At 60.4% G+C, this 22,940-nt stretch carries 19 protein-coding genes; 10 read left to right on the forward strand and 9 right to left on the reverse strand.

The features are described from left to right. The first annotated feature begins 83 nt into the window (after nt 1-83). On the forward strand, nt 84-1,058 hold the full coding sequence (locus tag MN186_RS03505; protein ID WP_242111591.1) for a GlxA family transcriptional regulator: 975 nt from the start codon (nt 84-86) through the stop codon (nt 1,056-1,058). Here the strand turns inward: MN186_RS03505 and MN186_RS03510 are convergent. From MN186_RS03510 to MN186_RS03525, 4 genes are read right to left on the reverse strand one after another with little or no spacing between them, the layout of a single operon-like run. After that, the gene (locus MN186_RS03510; RefSeq protein WP_242111596.1) at nt 1,033-1,689 is read right to left on the reverse strand and encodes an NnrU family protein; all 657 of its coding nucleotides are present in this window, start codon (nt 1,687-1,689) and stop codon (nt 1,033-1,035) included. The two genes, MN186_RS03505 and MN186_RS03510, sit on opposite strands and share 26 nt — an antisense overlap. Nucleotides 1,690-1,725: 36 nt before the next feature. Further along, nucleotides 1,726-2,688 carry a glucokinase gene (locus tag MN186_RS03515; protein WP_242111598.1) on the reverse strand — a complete coding sequence of 321 codons (963 nt, stop codon included), beginning with the start codon at nt 2,686-2,688 and terminating at the stop codon, nt 1,726-1,728. Further along, on the reverse strand, nt 2,685-4,019 hold the full coding sequence (locus MN186_RS03520; RefSeq protein ID WP_242111616.1) for a GH1 family beta-glucosidase: 1,335 nt from the start codon (nt 4,017-4,019) through the stop codon (nt 2,685-2,687). The genes MN186_RS03515 and MN186_RS03520 overlap by 4 nt, the downstream gene beginning before the upstream one ends. A gap of 12 nt (nt 4,020-4,031) precedes the next feature. After that, a complete protein-coding gene (locus tag MN186_RS03525) occupies nt 4,032-5,057 on the reverse strand; it encodes a LacI family DNA-binding transcriptional regulator (protein ID WP_242111628.1) in 1,026 nt (341 codons plus the stop codon). A 302-nt stretch (nt 5,058-5,359) separates the two neighbouring features. Between MN186_RS03525 and MN186_RS03530 the strand changes: the two genes are divergently transcribed. The 6 genes from MN186_RS03530 to prfB all read left to right on the forward strand — a co-directional run bounded on the left by MN186_RS03530 (nt 5,360) and on the right by prfB (nt 12,931). Beyond that, on the forward strand, nt 5,360-6,724 hold the full coding sequence (locus MN186_RS03530; RefSeq protein ID WP_242111631.1) for an ABC transporter substrate-binding protein: 1,365 nt from the start codon (nt 5,360-5,362) through the stop codon (nt 6,722-6,724). Nucleotides 6,725-6,809: 85 nt separating this feature from the next. Beyond that, nucleotides 6,810-7,805, forward strand: coding sequence for a carbohydrate ABC transporter permease (locus MN186_RS03535; RefSeq protein ID WP_242111636.1), 996 nt, complete (start codon nt 6,810-6,812; stop codon nt 7,803-7,805). After that, nucleotides 7,802-8,938 (forward strand): carbohydrate ABC transporter permease, encoded by a 1,137-nt coding sequence (locus MN186_RS03540; protein ID WP_242112732.1) that lies wholly within the window; start codon nt 7,802-7,804, stop codon nt 8,936-8,938. The genes MN186_RS03535 and MN186_RS03540 overlap by 4 nt, the downstream gene beginning before the upstream one ends. Nucleotides 8,939-8,941: 3 nt before the next feature. Beyond that, the gene (locus MN186_RS03545; protein ID WP_242111648.1) at nt 8,942-10,603 is read left to right on the forward strand and encodes an alpha-amylase family glycosyl hydrolase; all 1,662 of its coding nucleotides are present in this window, start codon (nt 8,942-8,944) and stop codon (nt 10,601-10,603) included. After that, complete coding sequence (locus tag MN186_RS03550; RefSeq protein ID WP_242111654.1) at nt 10,603-11,712, forward strand: ABC transporter ATP-binding protein; 1,110 nt, start codon at nt 10,603-10,605, stop codon at nt 11,710-11,712. The genes MN186_RS03545 and MN186_RS03550 overlap by 1 nt, the downstream gene beginning before the upstream one ends. A gap of 91 nt (nt 11,713-11,803) precedes the next feature. After that, the gene (gene prfB / locus MN186_RS03555) at nt 11,804-12,931 is read left to right on the forward strand and encodes a peptide chain release factor 2 (RefSeq protein WP_242111657.1); all 1,128 of its coding nucleotides are present in this window, start codon (nt 11,804-11,806) and stop codon (nt 12,929-12,931) included. On the opposite strand, the gene MN186_RS03560 is transcribed toward prfB, so the two are convergent. Next, nucleotides 12,932-13,735 (reverse strand): lytic murein transglycosylase, encoded by an 804-nt coding sequence (locus tag MN186_RS03560; RefSeq protein WP_420838886.1) that lies wholly within the window; start codon nt 13,733-13,735, stop codon nt 12,932-12,934. Nucleotides 13,736-13,940: 205 nt separating this feature from the next. Between MN186_RS03560 and MN186_RS03565 the strand changes: the two genes are divergently transcribed. Next, the gene (locus tag MN186_RS03565) at nt 13,941-14,738 is read left to right on the forward strand and encodes a DUF2189 domain-containing protein (protein WP_242111661.1); all 798 of its coding nucleotides are present in this window, start codon (nt 13,941-13,943) and stop codon (nt 14,736-14,738) included. 76 nt (nt 14,739-14,814) lie between these two features. Here the strand turns inward: MN186_RS03565 and MN186_RS03570 are convergent, their stop codons facing one another. From MN186_RS03570 to bcp, 4 genes are all read right to left on the reverse strand, one after another. Further along, nucleotides 14,815-15,339, reverse strand: a complete 525-nt coding sequence (locus MN186_RS03570) for a bactofilin family protein (protein WP_242111669.1) — start codon at nt 15,337-15,339, stop codon at nt 14,815-14,817. Further along, on the reverse strand, nt 15,329-16,645 hold the full coding sequence (locus MN186_RS03575) for a DUF5930 domain-containing protein (protein WP_420838887.1): 1,317 nt from the start codon (nt 16,643-16,645) through the stop codon (nt 15,329-15,331). The genes MN186_RS03570 and MN186_RS03575 overlap by 11 nt, the downstream gene beginning before the upstream one ends. Nucleotides 16,646-16,832: 187 nt before the next feature. After that, nucleotides 16,833-17,705 carry a ferritin-like domain-containing protein gene (locus tag MN186_RS03580; RefSeq protein ID WP_242111682.1) on the reverse strand — a complete coding sequence of 291 codons (873 nt, stop codon included), beginning with the start codon at nt 17,703-17,705 and terminating at the stop codon, nt 16,833-16,835. Continuing rightward, the gene (bcp, locus tag MN186_RS03585) at nt 17,702-18,184 is read right to left on the reverse strand and encodes a thioredoxin-dependent thiol peroxidase (protein ID WP_242111685.1); all 483 of its coding nucleotides are present in this window, start codon (nt 18,182-18,184) and stop codon (nt 17,702-17,704) included. Before bcp ends, MN186_RS03580 begins: the two co-directional genes overlap by 4 nt. A 117-nt stretch (nt 18,185-18,301) precedes the next feature. On the opposite strand from bcp, the gene MN186_RS03590 reads away from it, so the two are divergent. Beyond that, nucleotides 18,302-21,787, forward strand: coding sequence for an AsmA-like C-terminal region-containing protein (locus tag MN186_RS03590; RefSeq protein WP_242111687.1), 3,486 nt, complete (start codon nt 18,302-18,304; stop codon nt 21,785-21,787). Nucleotides 21,788-21,850: 63 nt separating this feature from the next. Continuing rightward, nucleotides 21,851-22,912, forward strand: a complete 1,062-nt coding sequence (gene queA, locus MN186_RS03595; RefSeq protein WP_242111690.1) for a tRNA preQ1(34) S-adenosylmethionine ribosyltransferase-isomerase QueA — start codon at nt 21,851-21,853, stop codon at nt 22,910-22,912. Nucleotides 22,913-22,940: the final 28 nt, after the last annotated feature.

Here is a 22,940-nt window from a genome sequence, read left to right on the forward strand (position 1 = left end):
CGGGTCCTCCATCTGGATGTGCGGAATGGTCCCACCATGATGGGCGGGATTGACGGGGTTGATGTGCAGATTTATGCATAATCATGCAGTATTGGTCGAAATCCACCCGGCAAACCCGCAAGATCGGCTTTTTGCTGTTTGATCGCTTCTCAAACATGGCGCTGGCGAATTTGCTGGAGCCATTGCGCGCGACGAATACCCTGTTGGGTCGTCAGGCCTTCGAATGGCAGATCTGCACACCCGATAATGGGGTCGTGCATAGTTCCAGCGGCCTGCCGGTGATGGCGACCACGCGGCTGGGTGATCTGGGCCGGGGGGATTACCTGTGCGCGGTGTCAAGCTATGGGCACAGTTCGCTTGCGACGCCCGCAACGGCCAAGACCCTTCGCGCGTTGTCTGATCGGTTCGACACCATGGTGGGTGTCGACACCGGCGCGTGGCTTCTGGCGGCGGCGGGGCTTCTGGACGGACACCGCGCGACCATTCATTTCGACCTGCAGGATGCCTTTGGTGAACGGTTTCCGATGATAGACGTCGAGCGCGCCCGTTGGGTGCGCGATGGCAGTCGCATCACCTGCAGCGGCGGGATGGCGGCGTTTGAACTGGCTTGCGACCTGATCGGCGCCGACCACGGTGCGGCCTTGTTGCTTGAGATCACGCGCCTGTTCATGTCCGACAGCGCGACCGCGCCGCAAGCGATGGCGCGGGTGCGCGGGGATCGGCGCGTCGATGCCTGCCTGCGCGAGATGGAGGCCAATATTGAAGCCCCGATACCCCTTCCTGTCTTGGCCCGGCAGGTTGGATGTCGACAACGCGACCTTGAACAGCGGTTTCAAAAGCATTTTGGCGCGACACCGCAAAAGGTCTATCGTCGGTTGCGCCTGAACGCGGCGCGGCGGATGCTGGAATCCGGTGGGCTGTCGATTGCCGAGGTTGCTTTGCGCGCGGGCTATGGTGACGCCAGCGCCTTCAGCCGGGCCTTCCGGACCGAGTTCGGCCTGACCCCGCGCGATGTCGCGCGCGGGGCACTGATTACAGCAGAGGCTCGACGCCGATGACCGGCTCGTGCAGCCACAACAAAAGGGCATAGACGGCAACTGCAATTACCACCCGGATCAGGCCGTTCGGTGTCACCGTGACCGTGCGCCGCGTGTCCGCCAGCCGCGCCCATTCTGCTGCCCCCATGATGCGTTTCTGCCGCCGGTCGATGATCCGCATCCCCAGCAGGGCAAAGCCACCGAACACGACGAACAGGATCACATGGGCCACGTTGCCGTTGGGTATCATGTGCCCGAACGCCCACAGAAACAGTGCGACCAGCAGCGGGTGGCGCATCCAACCGATCAGGCCGGGGTGGTCAGGGTCGAAGCGGTGGTTGTTGGCGCCCCCGAACGACAGCGGGTTGGGGCGCCCGATGGACAATGTGGCGATCAGGCAGACCAGGAACATCACAGTCAGCGTGACGTGGTTTTGCCACGGCGCCCAATCCCACAGCCCCACGAAGGGCGCACGCCCCGCAGCCACGATCACCCAAGTCAGGACCGCGATTGACAGGAACGAATAGGCGATGGTGAAGCCTCGCGCACCCAGGACGGCCACCAGGCGCGATTTCACGCCCGGACGCACTGGTATCGAGTGCGTGACGAAGAATACGATAAAGGCCAGAATATATTCGAACCAGCCGGACATGGGGCTTCCTTTCTTGCAGCGTAACTTGGGGGCCTTTTAGGACTGATTGTCGGAACCTGCCAGAAAATGCGCACATCCCGAGAGTGCGGCATAATCGTCTTCCACCAATCGGATGGCGAAACCGTCCAGAAAGTCGCTGAACCGTCCCTTGTCGGTCAGTGCCGCGTTAAAGCCGCAGCGGTCGAACCACGGAGCTATCGCACGTGCCATGCCGCCCACCAGATAGATTCCACCAAAGGGCAGCAGTGTTAGGGCCAGATCACCGACAACGCCGCCCAAGGCGGTGACGAACGCACCAATCGCCTTGATCGCTGCGGGGTCGCCTGCGTCGGCAGCCGCAAAGATGTCGGTCGTCGTGGCGGTGCGAGGCTGGCCCATTGTCGCGCTGGCCCAGGCAAAGCAGCGTTCCAAACCGCGCCCGGACAGGACATCCTCGACCGCGACATGGCCCAGTTGGGCGTCAAGAAATTGCGACAGGTCCCATTGGTCATGACCTCGGGCGGGGAAGGTCAGGTGGCCCGCCTCGGACGGGGGCACGAAACGGCCCTTGGCAGTCTGAAAGACCGGCGCGCAGTTGAACCCGGTGCCCACGCCAATGACCAGCATCGCGGCGTTCGGGTTCACGTCCTGCCCTTGTTTAAGCGTGGTCAGGTGGCAATCATCAATGTGGCCCAACGCGTGGCCCTGCGCCTGCAAATCGTTCAGGATCGCGCTGCGCCCGGCACCTGACACACGCGCCAGCCTCGCCTTGTCCAGTTGCCAATTCAGATTGGTTAGTTGCCCCGCGCCGTCCTTCACCGGCCCGGCAATCGCGACGGCCGCGCGGTCGCAGACCGGGTTGTCCTGACCGTCCAGATAGGCGACCAGAAGTTCTGCCAGCCCGGAATGGTCGCAGTTGCGGTGCTTCACAATACTGTCTGGCCGCAGTTCAGTGCCTTGGGCCAGCGCGACACGGGTGTTTGTGCCACCAACGTCGGCAACAAGAGAATAGGAGGTCATGGGCGCAACAAAGCCTTTCTGACGGCATAATATGACGCTTTCGGCGTTCGGGTGAGCGTTTCGCAATCGACATGGACCAGCCCGAAGCGCGGCGCATAGCCCAAGGCCCATTCATAATTGTCCAGAAGCGACCAGGTAAAGTAGCCCTTGACCGGAATCCCCTTGGCGATCGCCGCCTTCACGACGCGCATGTGATCGGCCAGATAGGCTGCCCGGTCGGGGTCGTGGGTCGGGTCGCCCGTGTGCTCGACCACCCCAGCCATGCCGTTCTCGGTCACATAGATCGGCAGGTCGCCGGTATAGTCTCGCGCCACCATGTCAAGGAAATGGGAAAGCCCTTCGGGATAGACCTCCCAGCCGATGGCGGTTTTGGGCAACGGGCCTTTATGTTCGCAGGTAGCGGGCCACGGGGCCGCGGGATCTTCGGCGGGACCATAGAGCTTGCGGGTATAGTAGTTTACCCCGATCCAGTCGATTGGCGCCCTGATCGTCGCGAAATCATCCTGCCAGCCGTGGGGCAGGTGCGGCTCGATTCCCTGAAGCACCGTGTCGGGATAGACGCCTTTGGTCAGCCCCGAGATGAAGAACCGGTTATAGATCGCGTCCTGCACCCGTGCGGCGCGATGCGCGTCGGCGCTGTCGTCGATCGGGGCGGCGTATTCCATGTTGCAGACCGCTCCAAGGTTCGACATTCCCAACCCGCGCATGACCTCGATCGCGCGGCCATGGGTCAGAAGCACATGATGCATCGCCCGCGCGGTGGCGCGGATGTCGCGCAGGCCGGGGGCGTGGTGGCCTTCGAAATGGCTGAGCCACGACACGCACCACGGCTCGTTGATCGGCGCGGCGGACCAGACGCGATCGCCGATCCGACGCATCAGGACTTCGGTGAAATCGGCAAACCAGCCTGCGATATCCTGGTTACGCCAGCCCCCGAGATCGGCCAGTGGCGAGGGCAATTCCCAGTGGTAAAGCGTGACCGCTGGCTTGATGCCGCGCGCGAGCATCCCATCCACCAGCCTGTCATAGAAATCCAACCCTGCGACGTTCGGCGTGCCGCGCCCATCGGGCAGAACCCGTGCCCACGAGGTCGAGAAGCGATAAACGTCGAACCCTGCATCACGCACAAGGTCCAGATCGGCCTCCCACCTGTCCAGGTGATCGCAAGCGATGGCCCCGTTTGCCGCTCCCGTGACATTGCCCGGCGTGGCGGCGAAATCGTCCCAATGGGTGCGCCCCGCGCCGCCTTTGGCGTGGCCCTCGATCTGATAAGCCGACGTGGCGGTGCCGAACAGGAAATCAGTCGGAAATTCAGTGCGATGGGGCAGCATCCTAACCTCGTTTCAAACCGTAACGGCGGGGCCGGTGGACTGGCCAAGGGTCAGATCGGCCTCTAACAGGATTTCGCGGGGGGTGTCACGCCGCTCGATGATGTCGATCAACATGCCCGCCGCCTTCCGCCCGGCGTCGCGCACCGAGGAACGGGTAGAGGTATAGACGGGAATATCGGCCCCGTTGCGAAAGTAGCTTAGCTCGTCATCATGGGTGATCAGCGATATGTCGCGGCCCATTCGCAGCCCCATCTCCTCCATCCCGCGGCGCACGCCGATGGCGGTGATCATCGAGCTGACAAGGATGGCACTGGGCGGGGTCGGTCCGGCCAGAAGGGCGCGGGTAATGTCGTGGCCATGGGTTTCGGTCATTTCGCCTGCGAACATCAGGGCGGGGTCGGGGGCTATGCCGCGTGCTGCCAGAGCGCCCTCATACCCCGCGCGCCGGCGAATGGCGAAATCCATATGCTCAAGCCCGTTGACCAGCGCGATGCGCCGGTGGCCCAGGTCCAGCAGGAAATCGGTGGCGCGCTGAAAGGCGCGTGTGTTGTTCACATCGACCCAAGCATAGGGTCCGTCGGTGTCCGAGCTGCGCCCATGCACAACGAAGGGCAGGCCAAGCGTGTTCAGAAGTTCGATGCGCGGGTCATTCAGGGTTGGGGCGTGCAGGATGATCCCATCGACGTTCCCTTTGGTCGCGAAACCGCGATAGGCGTCGACCTCGTCTTCGTCGGGAACGACCGACAGCAGCATGTCATAGCCGTTGCGCGAATATACCTCGCCGGCGCCCGCGATGAAATCTGCGAAAACGGGGTTCACCATCTCGTGTTTCGCGCTGATCGGTATGACGTGACCGATTGCCATCGCGCGCCCTGTGGCCAGCGACCGGGCGCGTGTGTTGGGCGCGTATCCATATTCGCGGGCCGCGGCCGTGACCCTTTTGCGCGTGGCTTCGGACACTTCGGGATAGCCGTTCAGTGCGCGGCTGACGGTGGTCGGGGACAGCCCCAGTAATTCCGAGAGTTCCTTAAGCGTCATGGCCGGGCGCGGTCCTTCAAAGCGGTTTGGATTTCCCGACGTTAGCCAGCCTAGGACCCTGCGTCAAAGGCAGAATGGCCTTTTGGCGTGGAAACTGCGATTGATAGCGAAAATGGTGTTTGCGCTAACGAAAAGATTGACAGGTTTGTGTTTCTGCGCAAGGGTCATGATGCTCAAAGCGCTTTGGAAGTCGGGCGAATCTGCCTTCTCTATCGCGCTGAACAGATCATCAGGCGCCTGCGCGCCGGGGGCGTGTTGACGCCCCGCAACCGCTTGGCCCGTTGGGTCGTAGGGAGGACATAATGAAACTGGGATTTTACGCAAGCGCCGCCGCGATGGCGCTGACGGCTGGCCTGACGGCAGGGACGGCGCAGGCGGATGGGCACCTGAAATTCGCACCGGGCGAAGGGGCGTTCAGCTGGGACAGCTATGAATCGCTGAAGGCCCAGGAACTGTCGGGCCAGAAAGTGACCATTATTGGCCCGTGGCTTGGGCCAGACAAGGAACTGGTCGAAAGCGTAATCGCCTATTTCGAAGAGGCAACCGGCGCCGAGGTCGAATATTCCGGTTCGGACAGTTTCGAACAGCAGATTGTCATCGACACCGAAGCCGGAAGCGCGCCCAACATCGCGGTTTTCCCGCAGCCGGGGCTGGCCGCCGATCTGGCCGCAAAAGGGCTGTTGTCGCCGCTGCCAGACGGAACTGCTGATTGGTTGCGCGAAAACTACGCCGCGGGTGACAGCTGGGTCGATCTTGGCACCTTCGAAGGGCCGGATGGCAACGACGCGCTGTATGGCTTTTTCTACAAGGTCGATGTGAAGTCGCTGGTCTGGTATGTGCCGGAAAATTTCGAAGATGCGGGCTATGATGTGCCTGAGACGATGGAGGATTTGAAGGCGCTGTCCGATCAGATCGTCCAAGACGGTGAAGTGCCTTGGTGCATCGGATTGGGTTCGGGTGGGGCGACCGGCTGGCCCGCGACCGACTGGGTCGAGGACATGATGCTGCGCATCAACACGCCCGAGGAATATGACGCCTGGGTCAGCAACGAATTGCCCTTCGACGACCCCAAGGTGATCGCCGCGATCGAGGAGTTCGGCGCTTTTGCCCGCAATGACGACTATGTTTCAGGTGGGGCGGGTGCTGTGGCGACGACCGATTTCCGCGACAGCCCGCAAGGTCTGTTTGCCTCGCCGCCACAGTGTTACATGCATCGACAGGCAAGCTTCATCCCGACCTTTTTCCCGGATGGGACCGAAGTGGGGCTGGATGCTGATTTCTTCTATTTTCCGGCCTACGCCGAGAAAGACCTGGGCAAGCCGGTGCTGGGTGCGGGTACCGTTTGGGGTATCACCAAAGATTCCGAAGCAGCGCAAGCCTTCATGGATTTTCTGAAAACCCCAATCGCCCATGAAGTCTGGATGGCGCAGAGGGGTTTTCTGACCCCGCACACCGGCGTCAATACTGAGGTCTATACCGATCCGACCGTGGCCAAGATGAACGATATCCTGCTGAATGCCGACACGTTCCGCTTTGACGGGTCCGACCTTATGCCCGGTGCCATCGGGGCAGGTGTCTTCTGGACGGGCATGGTGGATTACGCGGGCGGCAAAGACGCGGGCGAGGTGGCTTCCTCGATCCAGTCGACTTGGGATTCGATCAAGTAACAGCGCGACAAAACCGGGGCTGGCGGTGTGATCCGCCACCCCATCCACCTGACAACACGTCGCCCTGGCGGCAACGGGAGGGATCATGAACCAACTGCTTTTCGCTGTTTCGACGATTGTTGTGGGTGTGTTTGGCTGCGTGGCCTATTTCTATTTCTCAAACATCCTGCTGGACCGCGTGTTTCCCGCCAAGGGGCCAAACGCCGGCACCAACATCAACAAGGCCAACGCGATCCGGCCATGGTTGTTTCTTCTGCCCGCGCTTCTGGTGCTTGGTCTTTACCTTGTCTATCCGGTCTTTTCGACCTTCGTCCTGTCGCTTCAGGACACGCGCGGCAGCTTCATCGGGGGCGAGAACTACACTTGGCTTGCAGGCGACGGCAAGTTTCGCGAAAGCCTTGGCAACAACCTGTTGTGGTTGGTGATCGTGCCTGCGGCGTCGACCTTTTTCGGGCTGGTGGCGGCGGGGCTGACGGACCGGATCAAATGGGGGTCGGTCGCGCAAAGCCTGATCTTCATGCCGATGGCGATCAGCTTCGTCGGCGCCTCGGTCATATGGAAGTTCATCTATGACTATCGCGGTGAAAATCAGGGGGAACAGATCGGCCTTCTAAACGCGATTGTCGAAGGGCTGGGCGGCACCGCGTATGCCTGGATCACCATGCCGTTCTGGAACAACATTTTCCTGATGATTATCCTGATCTGGATTCAGACCGGGTTTGCCATGGTCATTCTGTCCGCCGCCCTGAAGGGGATCAGCGAGGAAACAATCGAAGCGGCCTATCTGGATGGGGCATCGCCCTTGCAGATCTTTTTCAAGATCAAGATCCCGCAGATATGGGGCACCATTGCGGTGGTCTGGACGACAATTACCGTCACCGTCCTGAAGGTGTTTGACATCGTCTTTGCCATGACCAACGGCCAATGGGGCACGCAGGTTCTGGCCAATCTGATGTATGACTGGATGTTCCGCGGGTCGCCCGATTTCGGGCGCGGGTCCGCCATCGTGATGGTGATCATGCTGCTGGTGACGCCAGTGATGATCTGGAACATCTCGAACGCACATAAGGAGAACCGCTGATGGAAATGGCTGGCACCAAATCCCGCCTGACATGGGCGGTGAACCTGACGGTCGGGTTTCTGGTTCTTCTGTGGATCATCCCTACATTCGGCCTTCTGGTCAGCTCATTTCGCGACCGCGATGCGATTTCGACTTCGGGCTGGTGGACGGCGCTTTCGGCGTCTGAACAAAACGCCATCGTGCGCGCCGATGCGCCCGACAGCGCCAAACCCGATGGTGACGCTTGGGTGATCACGGGCAATGTGAGCGAGGGGGAAGGCGGCCAGATCACCGCCTTCGGCATCACCTCTCGCGAGCCCGTCGCCTTCGCCCCCGGCGAGGTCGCAACCCACAAGCGCGGGCAGCAGATCACGGTCGAAGCCAATGGGGATTACCGCATCACATATCCAGAAAAGCCATCAGGCAGTCGGGGCCAGCGCCTGTTCGTGCGCGCCGAGGCGCCGCCCAGCTTCACCCTGGACAATTACCGCGAGGTGCTGTTCGCCGAAGGCATGGGCAAGGCGCTTTTGAATACGCTGACCGTGACCATCCCGGCGACCATCATCCCCATACTTGTCGCCGCCTTTGCGGCTTACGCGCTGGCGTGGATGGAGATGCCGGGCCGCGCGCTTCTGATCGCGGGCGTCGTGGGCCTTTTGGTCGTGCCGTTGCAAGTGGCCTTCATCCCGCTTCTGAAGCTGCACAACAATATCGGGATCGGGAAGGGATATCTGGGGATCTGGCTGGCCCATACCGGATTCGGCCTGCCGTTGGCGGTATTTCTTTTGCGAAACTATATGGTCGGATTGCCGGGCGAGATTATCGAAAGCGCGCGTGTCGATGGCGCCTCGGACTTTGCGATTTTTCGCAAGATCATCCTGCCCCTCAGCTTCCCGGCGCTGGCGTCGTTTGCGATCTTTCAGTTCTTGTGGGTCTGGAATGACCTGCTGGTCGCCAAGGTGTTCCTTGGCACAGGCGAAGATCAGGCCGTGATGACGGGCCGCATCGTGGACCTTCTGGGGTCGCGCGGGGGGGATTGGGAAATCCTTGCGGCGTCGGCCTTCGTGTCCATCGCGGTGCCGATTGCCGTCTTCTTCTCATTGCAACGTTATCTTGTGCGCGGCCTTCTGGCCGGCTCGGTCAAAGGGGGCTGAGACATGAATACTTCGGTCGCAAACAGCGATATGACACATCTTGCCAAGGACGCCGACTGGTGGCGCGGGGCGGTGATCTATCAGATCTATCCGCGCAGCTTTCAGGATGACAATGGCGACGGTATCGGGGACTTGCGCGGGATCACCCGCCGGCTGCCCTATGTGGCCAGCCTTGGGGTGGATGCGGTCTGGATTTCGCCCTTTTTCACGTCGCCAATGAAGGATTTTGGCTATGACGTGTCCGATTATCGGGACGTGGACCCGATGTTCGGCACGCTGGCGGATTTCGACGCGCTGGTGCAGACCGCGCACGGACTGGGCCTGAAGGTGATGATCGACCTTGTGTTAAGCCACAGTTCCGATCAGCACCCGTGGTTCGTCGAAAGCCGGGCGGATCGCGATAATGCGCGGGCAAACTGGTATGTCTGGGCGGACGCCAAACCTGACGGATCCCCGCCCAGCAACTGGTTGTCGATCTTCGGCGGCTCGGCCTGGACGTGGGATGCGCGACGATGCCAGTATTACCTGCACAACTTCCTTGTCTCGCAGCCCGACCTGAACTTCCACGAACCCGCCGTGCAAGAGGCGCTTTTGGACGTGGCCCGGTTCTGGCTTGACCGGGGTGTGGACGGGTTCCGGCTGGACACGATCAACTTCTATTCCCACGACGCGCTGTTGCGCGACAATCCCCCGCTGCCGCCCGAGGCGCGCAATGCCACAATCGCGCCGGCTGTGAACCCCTATAACCATCAAGAACATCTTTACGACAAGAACCGGCCCGAGACGCTGGGTTTCCTGCGCAAGCTGCGCAGTGCGATTGCCCCTTACAACGGTGCGCTGCTGGGCGAGGTGGGCGATGCCCAACGCGGACTTGAAATCTTGGGCGAATACACTGCGGGTGATGATCTGGCCCATATGTGCTATGCGTTCGAGCTTTTGTCAGGCGATCGCCCGGATGCGGCCCGCGTGGCCGAGGTCATGAACCATGTCGCACGCGTGGCCGCCGATGGCTGGGCCTGCTGGGCCTATTCCAATCACGACGTCAAACGCCATGCCACCCGCTGGTCGCTGCCACCCGAGGGGCAGAGGCTGCTGGCAACCCTTCTGATGTGCCTGCGTGGGTCGGCCTGTATATATCAGGGCGAAGAATTAGGGCTGACTGAAGCCGACGTTGCCTTTGACGATCTGCAAGACCCCTATGGCATCGAGTTTTGGCCCGAGTTCAAAGGCCGTGATGGTTGCCGCACGCCAATGGTTTGGGAGGCGTCGAACCTGAACGGAGGCTTCACCACAGCAGCGCGGCCCTGGTTGCCCGTGGCCTCGGAACATCTGGGGCGCGCGGTCGAAACGGCCGAAGCCGACGACGATGCGCTGCTTCACCACTATCGCCACGCCATCGCTCTGCGTCGCGCCCATCCCGCGCTGGCAAAAGGCACGATGGAGGATATGCGTGTCGACGGATCTGTGTTGCGCTTTCACCGCCGCATCGACGATCAGGATCTGCTGTGCCTGTTCAACTTGGGCAACACGCCGCAGACCGTGACTTTGCCCGCGGGCGCGTGGTCGATCGTCGATGCCGTGCCCGAGATGACGTTGACCACGACGAAGACGATCACGCTGGACGGCTGGCAATCACTGGTGATGAAACCCGAAGGGGGCGAATAATGGCCGATCTGACACTGACTGACCTCGTCAAGACCTATGGCAAGGTGAATGTCCTGCGCGACATTAATCTTGATATCCAGACCGGCGAACTGATCGTTTTCGTCGGCCCCTCGGGCTGCGGTAAGTCCACGCTGTTGCGAATGATCGCGGGGTTGGAAAAGATCACCGACGGCACGCTGAAAATCGACGGTCAGGTGGTTAACGACGTGCCCCCCAGCCAGCGCGGTATCGCGATGGTGTTCCAGTCCTATGCGCTTTATCCCCATATGACGGTGCGCGACAACATGGCCTTCGCGCTGAACATCGCCAAGAAGCCGAAAGCCGAGATCAATGCTGCGGTGGACAAAGCCGCCAAAGCCTTGCAGTTGGAATCCTATCTGGATCGTTTGCCAAAGGCGCTGTCTGGCGGGCAGCGGCAGCGCGTTGCCATCGGGCGCGCCATCGTGCGCGATCCCAAGGTCTATCTGTTCGATGAGCCGCTCTCAAACCTCGACGCCGCGCTGCGGGTCGCCACCCGGATCGAGATTTCCCAACTAAAAGAGGCGATGCCCGACAGCACGATGATCTATGTGACCCATGATCAGGTCGAGGCGATGACGCTGGCCGACCGCATCGTGGTGCTGGCCAACAAAGGCATCGCGCAGGTCGGAAGCCCGCTGGAGCTTTATGAACGTCCCCGCACCGAGTTCGTGGCGCAGTTCATCGGCTCGCCCGCGATGAACCTTCTGCCCGGCAAGATCACCGCCACTGGCCCGCAGACCGAAGTGACACTGGACGCAGGCGGCGTGGGGCGGGCGGACATTGCCACCACAGACGCCGATATGGGCAAACAGGTCAATCTGGGTGTGCGGCCGGAAGATTTGGTACTGACCGACAGCGACGCAATTTTTACCGGCAAGGTCGAAATCGTCGAAGCTCTGGGCGAAGTCACCTTGCTTTACCTGCCGGCCAAAATGTCGGTGGGTGAGGGGGCGGACAGCGCCAACCAGACCCACCTGCTTGCCAAACTGCCCGGTATCCATGAGCAGTTGAAAGGTCAGACCGTGGGCCTGACGGCGGACCCGTCGAAGCTGCAGATTTTCCACGACGGTGTGACGATGCGATCCTGACGTTTTGCCTCGGCGCGGTTCGCGCGCACCTTGCTCATCGCCGCCCCGGTTGTTATTGCGGGGGGCAAAGTTTCGGACAGGGGACGCACCCATGCGGGCAGAGGCTCAGAATAACGTTGACGCAATCGAGAAATCCCTGGCGCTGTTGCGTCAGCGGATCGGTTGGGAAACGGCGGAACATCGCTTGGAGGAATTCAACGCGATGACCGAAGACCCGGACCTGTGGAACGACCCGGACCGTGCGCAGAAGCTGATGCGCGAACGGCAGGCGTTGATGGATTCCGTAAACACTTACAAATCGATGTCGCAGGACCTTCAGGACAATATCGACCTGATCGAACTGGGTGAGATGGAAGACGATACAGAGGTCGTCGCCGATGCCGAAGCCGCGCTTGCCGGATTGACCAAAAAAGCCGCCGCCGCCGAGCTTGAGGCGTTGTTGGACGGGGAAGCCGACGCGAACGATACTTTCCTTGAAATCAACTCCGGCGCAGGCGGCACGGAAAGCTGCGATTGGGCATCAATGCTGGCGCGCATGTATGTTCGTTGGGCGGAAAAGCAGGGCTATAAGGTCGAATTGCAATCTGAAACCTCGGGCGAAGAGGCAGGGATCAAATCCGCCGCCTACAAGATTTCCGGCCACAACGCCTATGGCTGGCTCAAATCGGAAAGCGGGGTGCACCGGTTGGTGCGCATCTCGCCCTATGATTCTGCGGCCAAGCGGCATACGTCCTTCAGCTCGGTCTGGGTCTATCCGGTGGTGGATGACAATATCGAGATTGACGTGAACCCGTCCGATATCCGCATCGACACTTATCGGTCGTCCGGCGCGGGTGGTCAGCACGTGAACACGACGGATTCAGCGGTGCGGATTACGCACGTGCCTACGGGCATCGTGACCACCAGTTCGGAAAAATCGCAGCACCAGAACCGCGACATCGCCATGAAGGCGCTGAAGTCGCGGCTGTATCAGCTGGAGCTGGACCGCCGCAACGCCGCCATCAACGAAGCCCATGAAAACAAGGGGGCAGCGGGTTGGGGAAACCAAATCCGTTCCTACGTGCTGCAACCTTATCAAATGGTGAAAGACCTGCGCACCGGGCATGAAACGTCTGACACCAAAGGCGTGCTGGACGGCGATCTTGATGCCTTCATGGCTGCCGTTCTGGCGCAGGACGTGGCTGGAAAATCACGGGCCGAAGCGAACGCGGACGAGTGATCAGCCGTCGATCCGCGCCGCCATGATCGCGATCGCCTGCTGATAGACACTGGCCGCATTCCAATGTTTGATCACTTTGTAGTTGCTTTGCCCTTGCTGATAGCCTTTGCCGGGTTTCCAGCCCTTTTTGCGCAGAAAGTTGGCGGTCGACGCCAGTGCGTCGGCAAGGTTGTACAGGTCCACCCGCCCGTCGCCTGATGCGTCCACACCGTATTTTAACGCATTTCCCGGCAGAAATTGCGTATGGCCCAATTCGCCGTGTTTTGCACCGCGAGTGTTCGCGGTGATCGTCCCTTGGTCCACAAGTTTCAGCGCGCCAATGGCGTGCGGGGTGAAAAAAGCTGGTCTGCGGCAATCATAGGCCAGCGTGGTGATCGCAGATACCACGGGTGTGTCGCCCATGAAGCCGCCAAATCCTGTCTCCATCCCGTGAATGGCCAGCAGGATACCGGCCGGCACGCCAAAGTGTTTTTCCAGCGATTGATAGAACCCGGGATTGCGCGCCTTGCGTTTGCGCGCTTGTGCGACAATCGTGTCGGCCCCGCGCACCTGCATGAATTTCGACAGCGAGTACTTAAAAGATTTCTGATTGCGGTCGGCACGGATGGTCGAGGTTGAATATTGCGCCGCAGCCAGCGCCTGCAATCCGCGTTGTCCGACCCCTGCGGCCTTTGCGTCTTTGGCAAATCCGGCCTTCCAGCTTTCAAACCCACCACCTGTGTTGCCACAGTCAGCGCCAATCGCCATGCCGGTAAGCAGTGTAACGGCCATGCCGGTTGCAGCAAGCATTTTCAAAATAGACATAAAGAATGTTCCTTCGTTCGGCTGGCTCAATAGTATGGCTTTTGTGTGGTTGGTAAAGGCCTTGCTGGCATGATCATGGACTGAACGGCGCCGCACGAAAAACTGGGCAGGGATCGAGACTTTAACGCATTCAGAAACTTGACGCAGGCCGCGTCTACCGCGACACTATGTCATACGCTATCATTGACGCGTGCAGGGAGGACATATGACAGACGCACCGATCCTTGAAGCCTCGGCGCCGCCCGAGGTTCATTCCATCAGTATTCGTGACGTTTTGCAGGCCATCAAGGCCGGGATGGCGGACTTCAAACGCGCCCCAGTCTTTGGACTGTTCTTCGCCGCTTTCTATGTGGTGCTGGGCAATCTGATTTATCTGCAACTGGATGTGCTGGACCAAAGCTATTGGATCATCCCGTTGGGGCTGGGCTTTCCACTGCTCGCGCCGTTTTTGGCAGTCGGCCTGTACGAGGTCAGCCGCAGAATTGAAACCGAACAACCCCTTGATTGGGCGCAGATATTGGGGGTCGTTTTCAGCCAGAAAGACCGACAATTCCCATCCATCGCGATGGTGATCATTATGATTTTCATGTTCTGGGTGTTCGTAGCGCATCTGGTGTTCGCCATCTTCATGGGGCTTGAGCCACTGACCAACATCACGTCGAACTGGCAGGACGCGCTTTTGAACCGCAATGGGATCACGATGCTGTTCGTGGGCACGGCGGTCGGCGCTGTGCTGTCGTTCAGCCTGTTTTCACTGACCGTCGTCAGTCTGCCGATGCTTCTGGATCGCGAGATGGACTTCATCACAGCGATGATCTTTTCGGTGCAATCGGTGTTGTACAACCCCGTGCCGATGGTTGCGTGGGGCGCCGTGATTTCGATTGGGATGCTGGTTGCGATGTTGCCGTTTTTCCTTGGACTTTTCATCATCTTGCCGGTGCTGGGTCACGCGACTTGGCACTTGTATCGCCGGATGATGCATTTTGCAGATCAACCGGGTTGAGCATCCGTTTGATAATATCCTAAAAGACCAAAGGCCGCCCCAAAGGCGGCCTTTTGCGTTTGTCTGAGCGCAGTGCTCAGCCTTTGTCAGATTTCGGTGGCTGTTGCGGTGCCGGGGCAGCCGGATGAGGGGACTTGGCACCACCCAGCGGGTCGTCCTGCCGTTGGACCGAGCCTTCGAAATGCGCGCCGCTTTCGATGGCGATTGTCTTGTGGATGATGTCGCCTTCAACGCGTGCCGATGACGTCAGACGCACTTTCAGCCCACGCAGGCGGCCGATGATGCGACCGTTGATCACGACATCGTCGCCAACGACTTCGCCCTTCACCGTGGCGGTTTCGCCAATGGTCAGTTGATGGGCGCGGATGTCGCCTTCGACTGTGCCCTCCACCATGATGTCACCAGTCGACTTGACGTCGCCTTTGATCACAAGATCGGACGAAAGGGTAGACGCGGGCGGCTTGACCTTGGGTCCTGCCGATGTCGGTGCGGATGGAACCGCAGGTGCCGAGGACGCGGGCTTGTCGGCCTTTGCGTCGGGATGGGTTTCCTTGTCACCGGCTTTCGGACCCGGCTCGTTGATCCTGCTTTTAGAGAACATCTTTTGCTGCCTTGATATAGATCATCGGGTTGATGGGCTTGCCACCGACGCGCACTTCGTAGTGAAGATGCGGTCCGGTTGAACGCCCGGAATTTCCAATATCACCAATTCGATCGCCGCGCGAGACCCTTTGTCCTTTTTGCACATTCATGCGCGAAAGATGGGCATATCGCGTTTCGATCCCGAATTCATGACGGATCTTGATAAGCCGCCCGTAACCCGAGCTCCACGAAGCGCTGACCACCACACCATCGGCGGGCGCATAAACGGGCGTGCCGATGGGCGCGGCGAAGTCAGTACCGTTGTGCATTCGCCCCCAGCGCGACCCGAAGCCCGAGGTGAAGCGGAACCCCGACTTTACTGGCATACCAAACGGCATTTTCTGTGCCGCGATGCGGTACAGGTTCATCTTGTCCAATTCGTTCAGGATGTTGTTGGCGCGTTCCGCGTCGGGGTCGGGGCGTTGCCCGCGGGTCGACATGATCAACGGGGTCATTGGTCCGCCTTGGCCAGAATAGCCCTGGCGCACTTGGTCTAGTATGTGATCGACGGACATCCCCGACTTGGCGAACATCTTGTCCAAAGGCTCCATCGAGACCGTGACGGCGTCCTCAAGTTGGCGAAAAATCTGGTCGTTGCGCTCATCGCGCAGGCGTGCGTCATACAGCATATCTTGTGCGAAATTCTCTGCCTGGGCGGCGTTCTGGGCGACAAGATCGCGTTCGGCTGCGGTGCGCGACAATTCCGATGTCAGGAAAGCCAGTGTCGCATTCGCCTGCACGGGGCCGGACCCACCGGCGCCAGCACCATTTTCTTTTTGGGTGGCGACCATTTCGGCCAGATTATCCTTGGCGGCGTCGCGTTCGTGCATGGTGCGGCGCAACGTGGCTTGAATGACGCCAATACCTGTCTCGAACTCTTTGCGGCGTTCTTCGCTGGCCAGCAGCTCGCTTTGCATGTCCGAAATCTCGGCCAGTGCGAGGTTGAAGCGTTCCTGAGCCGCGGCAGCTTCGGTTGCGCGGGCATCACGTTGTTCCGACAGAGTTTGCAGACGTTCTTCGTACAACAGCTTTTCGCGTTGCGCTTGGTCACGCAGATTGCCCGAACCGATAGAATCCATCAGCAAAACCGCAGTGGCGATGATTGACCAGGCGATAAACGCAGCAGAACCGGTCCAGCCAAGGGCCTGCGTTAGCGGAGAGAGGCGGATAAAGCGTGTGCTGTCCTCGGACCGCAGAAACAGCCGTTGTTCAGGAAAAACACGTTCCAGAAGATGATTAACCTTGTTCATCAAGCTTATATGCAAGTCCGACGCCCCGAATTTTCCTTTTGCGGCAAGCCTTAGCACGGCGTATGCGAAGAAACGCGCGCGTCGGCAAGCAAAGGGGAAGTAACGCGGGTGACACATTCACGCAAGGAATTTTGAAATTTCTCAACAGCAGCCGGGGTTTCAAGCGAAATTTTGCCGATCCATTCGTCTTTGGTCTCTGGTCTCAGTCAGCCTTGTTGGGCGATTTTGCCCGGACGTCATCCGTCAGAGGCCAATAGAAATCAGGTGGCAATCCGGCCTCGGCGCGTTTTTCTTCGTTAAAGGGCTGCTTCAGGCTGCCGTGGAAATAGGTACGCACCAAGCTGTGAAATGTCTCTTTTGGGTCCAGTTCATGACGCCCGCACAGAAAATGGAACCACTTCGAGCCATAAGCGACATGCCCGACCTCTTCGGCATAGATCACCTCAAGTGCGGCGACGGTGTCATCAAGCTTTGCCTTGCGAAACACCTCGATCATGCCGGGGGTCACGTCCAACCCGCGCGCCTCAAGCACCATCGGCACGACGGCAAGTCGCCCCATCAGATCTTGCGCGGTGTCCTCGGCGGCGCGCCACATACCGGTATGTGCGGGCAGGGCGCCGTAGTGGCTTCCCAGTGCCTCAAGGCAGTCGTTTACAAGGTTGAAATGCTTGGCTTCTTCGTCGGCGGCCTTGACCCAGTCATCGTAAAACCCCAGCGGCATAAGAGTGTCCGTGAACCGCGCGATGATGTCCCAATGAAGATCAACCGCATTCAGTTCGATATGGGCCACCGCGTGTAAAAGTGCGATTTGGCCTTCGCGGGTGCCGGGCCGGCGGCGGGGCACATCGCGGGGGTCTTTCAGTTCGGGTTTTTCCGGCCGCGCGGGAAAGTCGGGTGGCGTGGCGGCACCTATGATCGCTTCGCGGTGGGTCAACGGCGTCGTGATCGCGCCGTCTTGACGCGCGGCGATCCATTCGGCGGCGTATTTGCGCGCCAAAGTCGTCTTTTCGCGTCCGTCTGCCGTGCGCAACACTGCATTGGCCATTTCGGCCAGCGGGCGGGACAAGGCGATCATTGGTCGGCCAGTGCCCGGGTCGCCTTCAGCACCTCGTCGGCGTGGCCCTTGACCTTCACCTTGTTCCAGACTTGCGCGATCTTGCCATCCGCCCCAATCAGGAAGGTTGTGCGCGTGATGCCCATATAAGTGCGGCCATAATTCTTTTTCTCGCCCCACACGCCATAACGTTCGCAGACGTCCCCATCGGCATCTGATAGAAGCGGGACGCTCAGATCTTGCTTGGTGCGGAAATTCTCGTGCTTCTTCAGACTGTCTTTCGACACACCGAACACATGCGCGCCCAAGGCTTGAAACTCCGGCAGAAGGGTCGAAAAATCCTGTGCCTCGGTTGTGCAGCCCGGCGTGTTGTCCTTGGGGTAGAAATAAAGCACCACCGGGGCAGGGGCCAGCTGCGATAACGTCACCGGGTCGCCACCATCCTGTGGCAAGGTGAAATCCGGCGCAATATCGCCTGTGTTCAGCATGTTATCGGTCATTTGATTGGCATCCTCCGCGTTCAGCGCCTAGAGTTTTGTCAGCTTTCCTTCTATGCCGTTTCGCGTCAGGATGAAAGGCACGAGCGATCGCGGGCAGGCGGCATTTGGGCAATCTGGATGGATAAAGACGACAAGCGCGAGGATCACGATACGAACGAAGCAGCGCCTTCGGACGTCGATCAAGCTGCGCGATCCGCGCAATCCGGGACAGACGATGGCGGTGTTGATGGTGACGGGTCACAGACGAACGACAACGCGCCTGCCCTTGCCGCAGCGCCCAACCCAAAGACCCGTCGGCGGCGGCGGTTAAAATGGCATTTCGGTATCTGGTCGTTCATCATGATCGCTTTGACAGCGGTTTTTTTGGGGCTTGTGTCGATGTCGGCCACCGGCCATGTCCTTGTGCTTCCCAAATGGGCAACGGAACGGATCGAGGCGACGATCAATAACCGTACCAACCGCGTGAAATTGTCCCTGTCGCGGGTTGAACTGGGGGTGACGCGGCTGGGGCTGCCACAGCTGCGGTTGGTTGATCTGGGTGTGCGCGATGATACCGGGCTTGAGATCGGACGTCTGAATGCTGTCGAGGGCGCGCTTTTGCTGCGGCCAATTCTGTCGGGGCGGGTAGAGCCTGCGACCCTGTCGCTGCGCGGCGCGCAGATCACCATTCGCCGCCGCCGTGACGGAGCCTTCGATCTGAGCCTTGGTCAGGGAATTGGCGCGACGGGTGATCTGGCCTCGGTATTGGACCGGATTGACGCGGTGTTCAACACGGGCATCCTGTCGGGCACCGAACGGATCAGCGCCACAAACTTGACAATAACGCTTGAAGACGCGCGTTCGGGTCGTCTTTGGCAGGTCACAAACGGTCGGCTTGGCGTGACGCAAACCGAAACGGCGGTCGACATGACCCTATCGTTTGAGGTGTTCAACCAGACCGAGGAGCTGGCCCAGACCGTGCTGGGGTTTCGGTCGGTAAAAGGCAGCTCGTCGGCGCGGCTGACGGCCACGTTCCAGAACGCGCTGGCGCGCGACATCGCAGCGCAAACTCCGCTTTTGACCTTTCTTGGCCTCGTTGACGCGCCGATTTCGGGCGCGTTGCGCACGGTTATCGACGACACAGGCGCGGTGTCAAACCTGGCCGGAACGTTGGAATTTGGCGCAGGCAGCCTCTCGCCTGATCCGGCGGCGAAACCGGTGAAGTTCAACGGCGGAAAAATCTATCTTGACTATGAACCGGAACGCGAGCGGATGAACTTCGCGCAAATGTCCGTGCAGTCAGATTGGGGCGAGATACAGGCTGACGGTCATTCCTATTTGCGGGGCTGGTCTGGGGGGTGGCCGACCGAATTGCTTGGCCAGTTGAATGTCACACGCGCTCGTATCAGCCCGCCAGAGCTGTTTGAAGATCCGCTTGCGCTAGGCGAGGGATCGGCCGATTTTCGACTGACACTCAGCCCATTTCGAGTGGATGTGGGTCAGTTTGCCATGACACATGATGACGCGCTGGTGACAGGGTCGGCCAAAATCGGAATTGGCAAGGATGGCTGGTCGGTGGCCATTGACGCGGCCGCAGATCATGTCAGCCCCCAGCAGGTCACAGCGTTCTGGCCCCTGACCGGTGGTCTGCGCACCCGCGCATGGACGCGCAAGAATGTGACCAAGGGGCGGTTCACCGATGTCACGATGGCGTGGCGAAAGACGCAAGGCACCCCCGCCCACACGGCGTTAAGCGCCGGGTTTGACGGTGTGACGGTGCGCGCAGTCAAGGACATGGTCCCGATTGAAAACGCCTCGGGCCAGTTCACCATTGATGGGCGCAGGCTGGTCGTGACCGCAGATCGCGGCGTGTTGCGGCCGCGTGATCGCACGGGCGATACCGCGGGGGTTCTGGATGCCTCGGGCACCAGTTTCGTGATCCCGCAGATGGCCCGTCGCCCCAAGGACCCCTCGGCTCCGCGCCCGCCGGTGCCGGCCTGGGTGGATTTGTCGGTCTCGGGTCCGCTGAAGGCGGCGCTGCATCTGCTGGACGACAAACCGTTTCGCATTTTTCGCAACACGTCCGGCGGCGCGATCGGGCCTGACATGGTCAGCGGGCGCATCGCGATGGGCGGGCGGATCGACATCGCGATGCAACCCAAAGTACCGCGTAGCGCCATCGACTATCTGCTTTCCGGCACGTTGAGCAGTGTAAAAAGCGATAAGATTGTGGCGGGTCGGCTTCTGGACTTGCCTCGCGCCGATCTGAAGGTGTCAAAGTCGGGTGTCAGCATCGCTGGCAAGGGCCGTCTGTCCGGCGTCCCTGTCACGGGAAAATGGGAACAGGTGCTTGAGGGCGGACAGTCCACTGGCCGCTCGACCGTCTCGGGCGAGATGACGTTGGATCAGGCTTTTCTGGATGCGTTCTCAATTGGGTTGCCGCCAGGCAGCGTGACGGGCGCGACGAATGCCAGCTATGAGATTGCGTTGGAACGCGGGGCGCCGCCCCGGATCACGCTTGAGGCCCCCCTGACCGGGCTTGGTCTGCGCATCGCACCGCTGGGTTGGTCAAAGCCCAGCGCGGCCAAGGGTGTTCTGTCTCTGTCCGGCAAGCTGGGCAAAGCCCCGGTGATCGAGGACGTGACCTTGCGCGCCGCGGGGTTAGAGGCGAAAGGCAGCGTGATCATGGCCGAAGGTGGCGGGCTGGTCGCCGCACAGTTTGACCGGGTCACGTTGGGCGGATGGCTGGATGCACCCGTAACCTTGACCGGACGCGGGCCGGGACAGCCGGTCGCGATAACCGTTAAGGGTGGCACGGTGGATATGCGCCGGGCCACGCTTGGGTCGGGTAGCGGCAGCGGGGGCGGTGGGCAACCCGTCCCCATCTCGCTTCTGCTGGATCGGCTGATCATCTCGAAGGGAATCACCGTCACAGGTTTCGAGGGCGATTTCACACAGGCGCGCGGCGGTTTGAACGGCACGTTTCAGGGGCGGATCGGCGGTGGCCCCACCATCCGGGGCACCGCTGCGCCTCAGCCTAAAGGTACTGCGTTTCGGCTGACCAGCACGGATGCCGGCGGTGTGCTGCGCGCTGCGGGCCTTTTGAAATCCGCGCGCGGGGGGGATTTGAATCTGATCCTAGCCCCCGGAAGCGGCAAAGGCGTTTACGAAGGCGACCTGAAGATCAACAACATCAACATCCACGACGCCCCCGCCATGGCCGAACTCTTGTCGGCCATTTCCGTGGTCGGCCTTTTGCAGCAACTGGGCGGGCAGGGCATTCCTTTCACCGATGTCGATGCGCGCTTCCGTTTGGATCCTGAAAAGGTCACGCTTTATCAAGGTGCGGCGTCGGGTCATTCCATGGGAATCTCGATGGATGGGTATTACTTCCTTGGGGCAGGGCGGATGGACATGCAGGGGGTGATTTCACCTTTCTATATGGTGAATTCGGTCGGCCAGATCTTTGCTCGCAAGGGCGAAGGGCTTGTGGGTTTCAACTATACCCTAAAAGGTACGGCGTCGGACCCGCAGGTGGGGGTTAATCCATTGTCGCTGTTTACGCCCGGTTTTTTCCGAGATATTTTTCGCCGCGATCCACCTCCCAGACCGCAACCACAATGACGTTATGGTGGCGCTGACAGGAATCCGTTGACGGGCGCGGGCAAGCGCCCTACACGCGCCGCCATGAAGCTCAGTGATTTTGACTTTGACCTGCCCGACGACCTGATCGCGACGCGCCCTGCGCGTCCGCGCTCGGCAAGCCGTCTGTTGGTGGCGACACCGGACCGGATCACTGACGCGCAGGTCGGCGATTTGGCCCAGTGGCTGCGGCCGGGCGACCGGCTGGTTCTGAACGATACCAAGGTCATTCCGGGCCGGCTGCTGGGCATGCGGACCCGCACGGGCCAAGCCCCCGGCGAAGGGGTTGCAAAGATCGAGGTCACTCTGCTGTCGCCCGACGGCGCGGGTCAGTGGCACGTGATGGCCAAACCCCTGCGCAAACTGCGCGCGGGCGATGTCATCAGCTTCTCGGACGATCTGTCGGCCACGTTTCTGGGGCGCGAAGATGAACAAGCCCTGATCCGGTTCAATCTGGAAGGCGAGGTATTTGACGCAGCCCTTGCCGCCGCCGGTAAAATGCCGCTTCCGCCCTACATCGCCGCGAAACGGGCGGCGGATACGCGCGACCTTGAGGACTATCAGACCGTATTTGCCCGCTATTCTGGCGCGGTGGCGGCACCCACGGCTTCGCTTCATTTCGACAACGCTCTTCTTGAGCAGATCAAGGCAATGGGGGTCGGGCTGACCCATGTCACCTTGCATGTTGGGGCGGGCACGTTCCTTCCCGTGAAGGTCGACGATATTTCACAACACAAGATGCACGCCGAATGGGGCCGTGTCAGCACAGATGCGGCGGCCGAGATCCAGGCCACCAAGGACGCGGGTGGGCGGATCATTCCTGTCGGCACGACCGCGCTTCGCCTGATCGAAAGTGCGTCGACCGGCCCCAGCCAGATCGCGCCATGGCAGGGCGAGACCGACATTTTCATCACCCCCGGTTTCCGGTTCAACATCACCGACGGGTTGATGACCAATTTCCACCTGCCGAAATCGACTTTGATGATGCTGGTTTCGGCCCTGATGGGCACGGACCGCATGCGCGCGGTCTATGACCATGCCATCGCCCAGCGGTATCGCTTTTTTTCTTACGGCGACAGCTCTTTACTTCTGCCCCACGGGGCGTAATCCGAAACGGTCGGGGCCGGTGACAGAC

It is taken from the genome of Aliiroseovarius sediminis (genome assembly GCF_022678485.1).
Classification (GTDB): Bacteria; Pseudomonadota; Alphaproteobacteria; order Rhodobacterales; family Rhodobacteraceae; genus Aliiroseovarius; species Aliiroseovarius sediminis.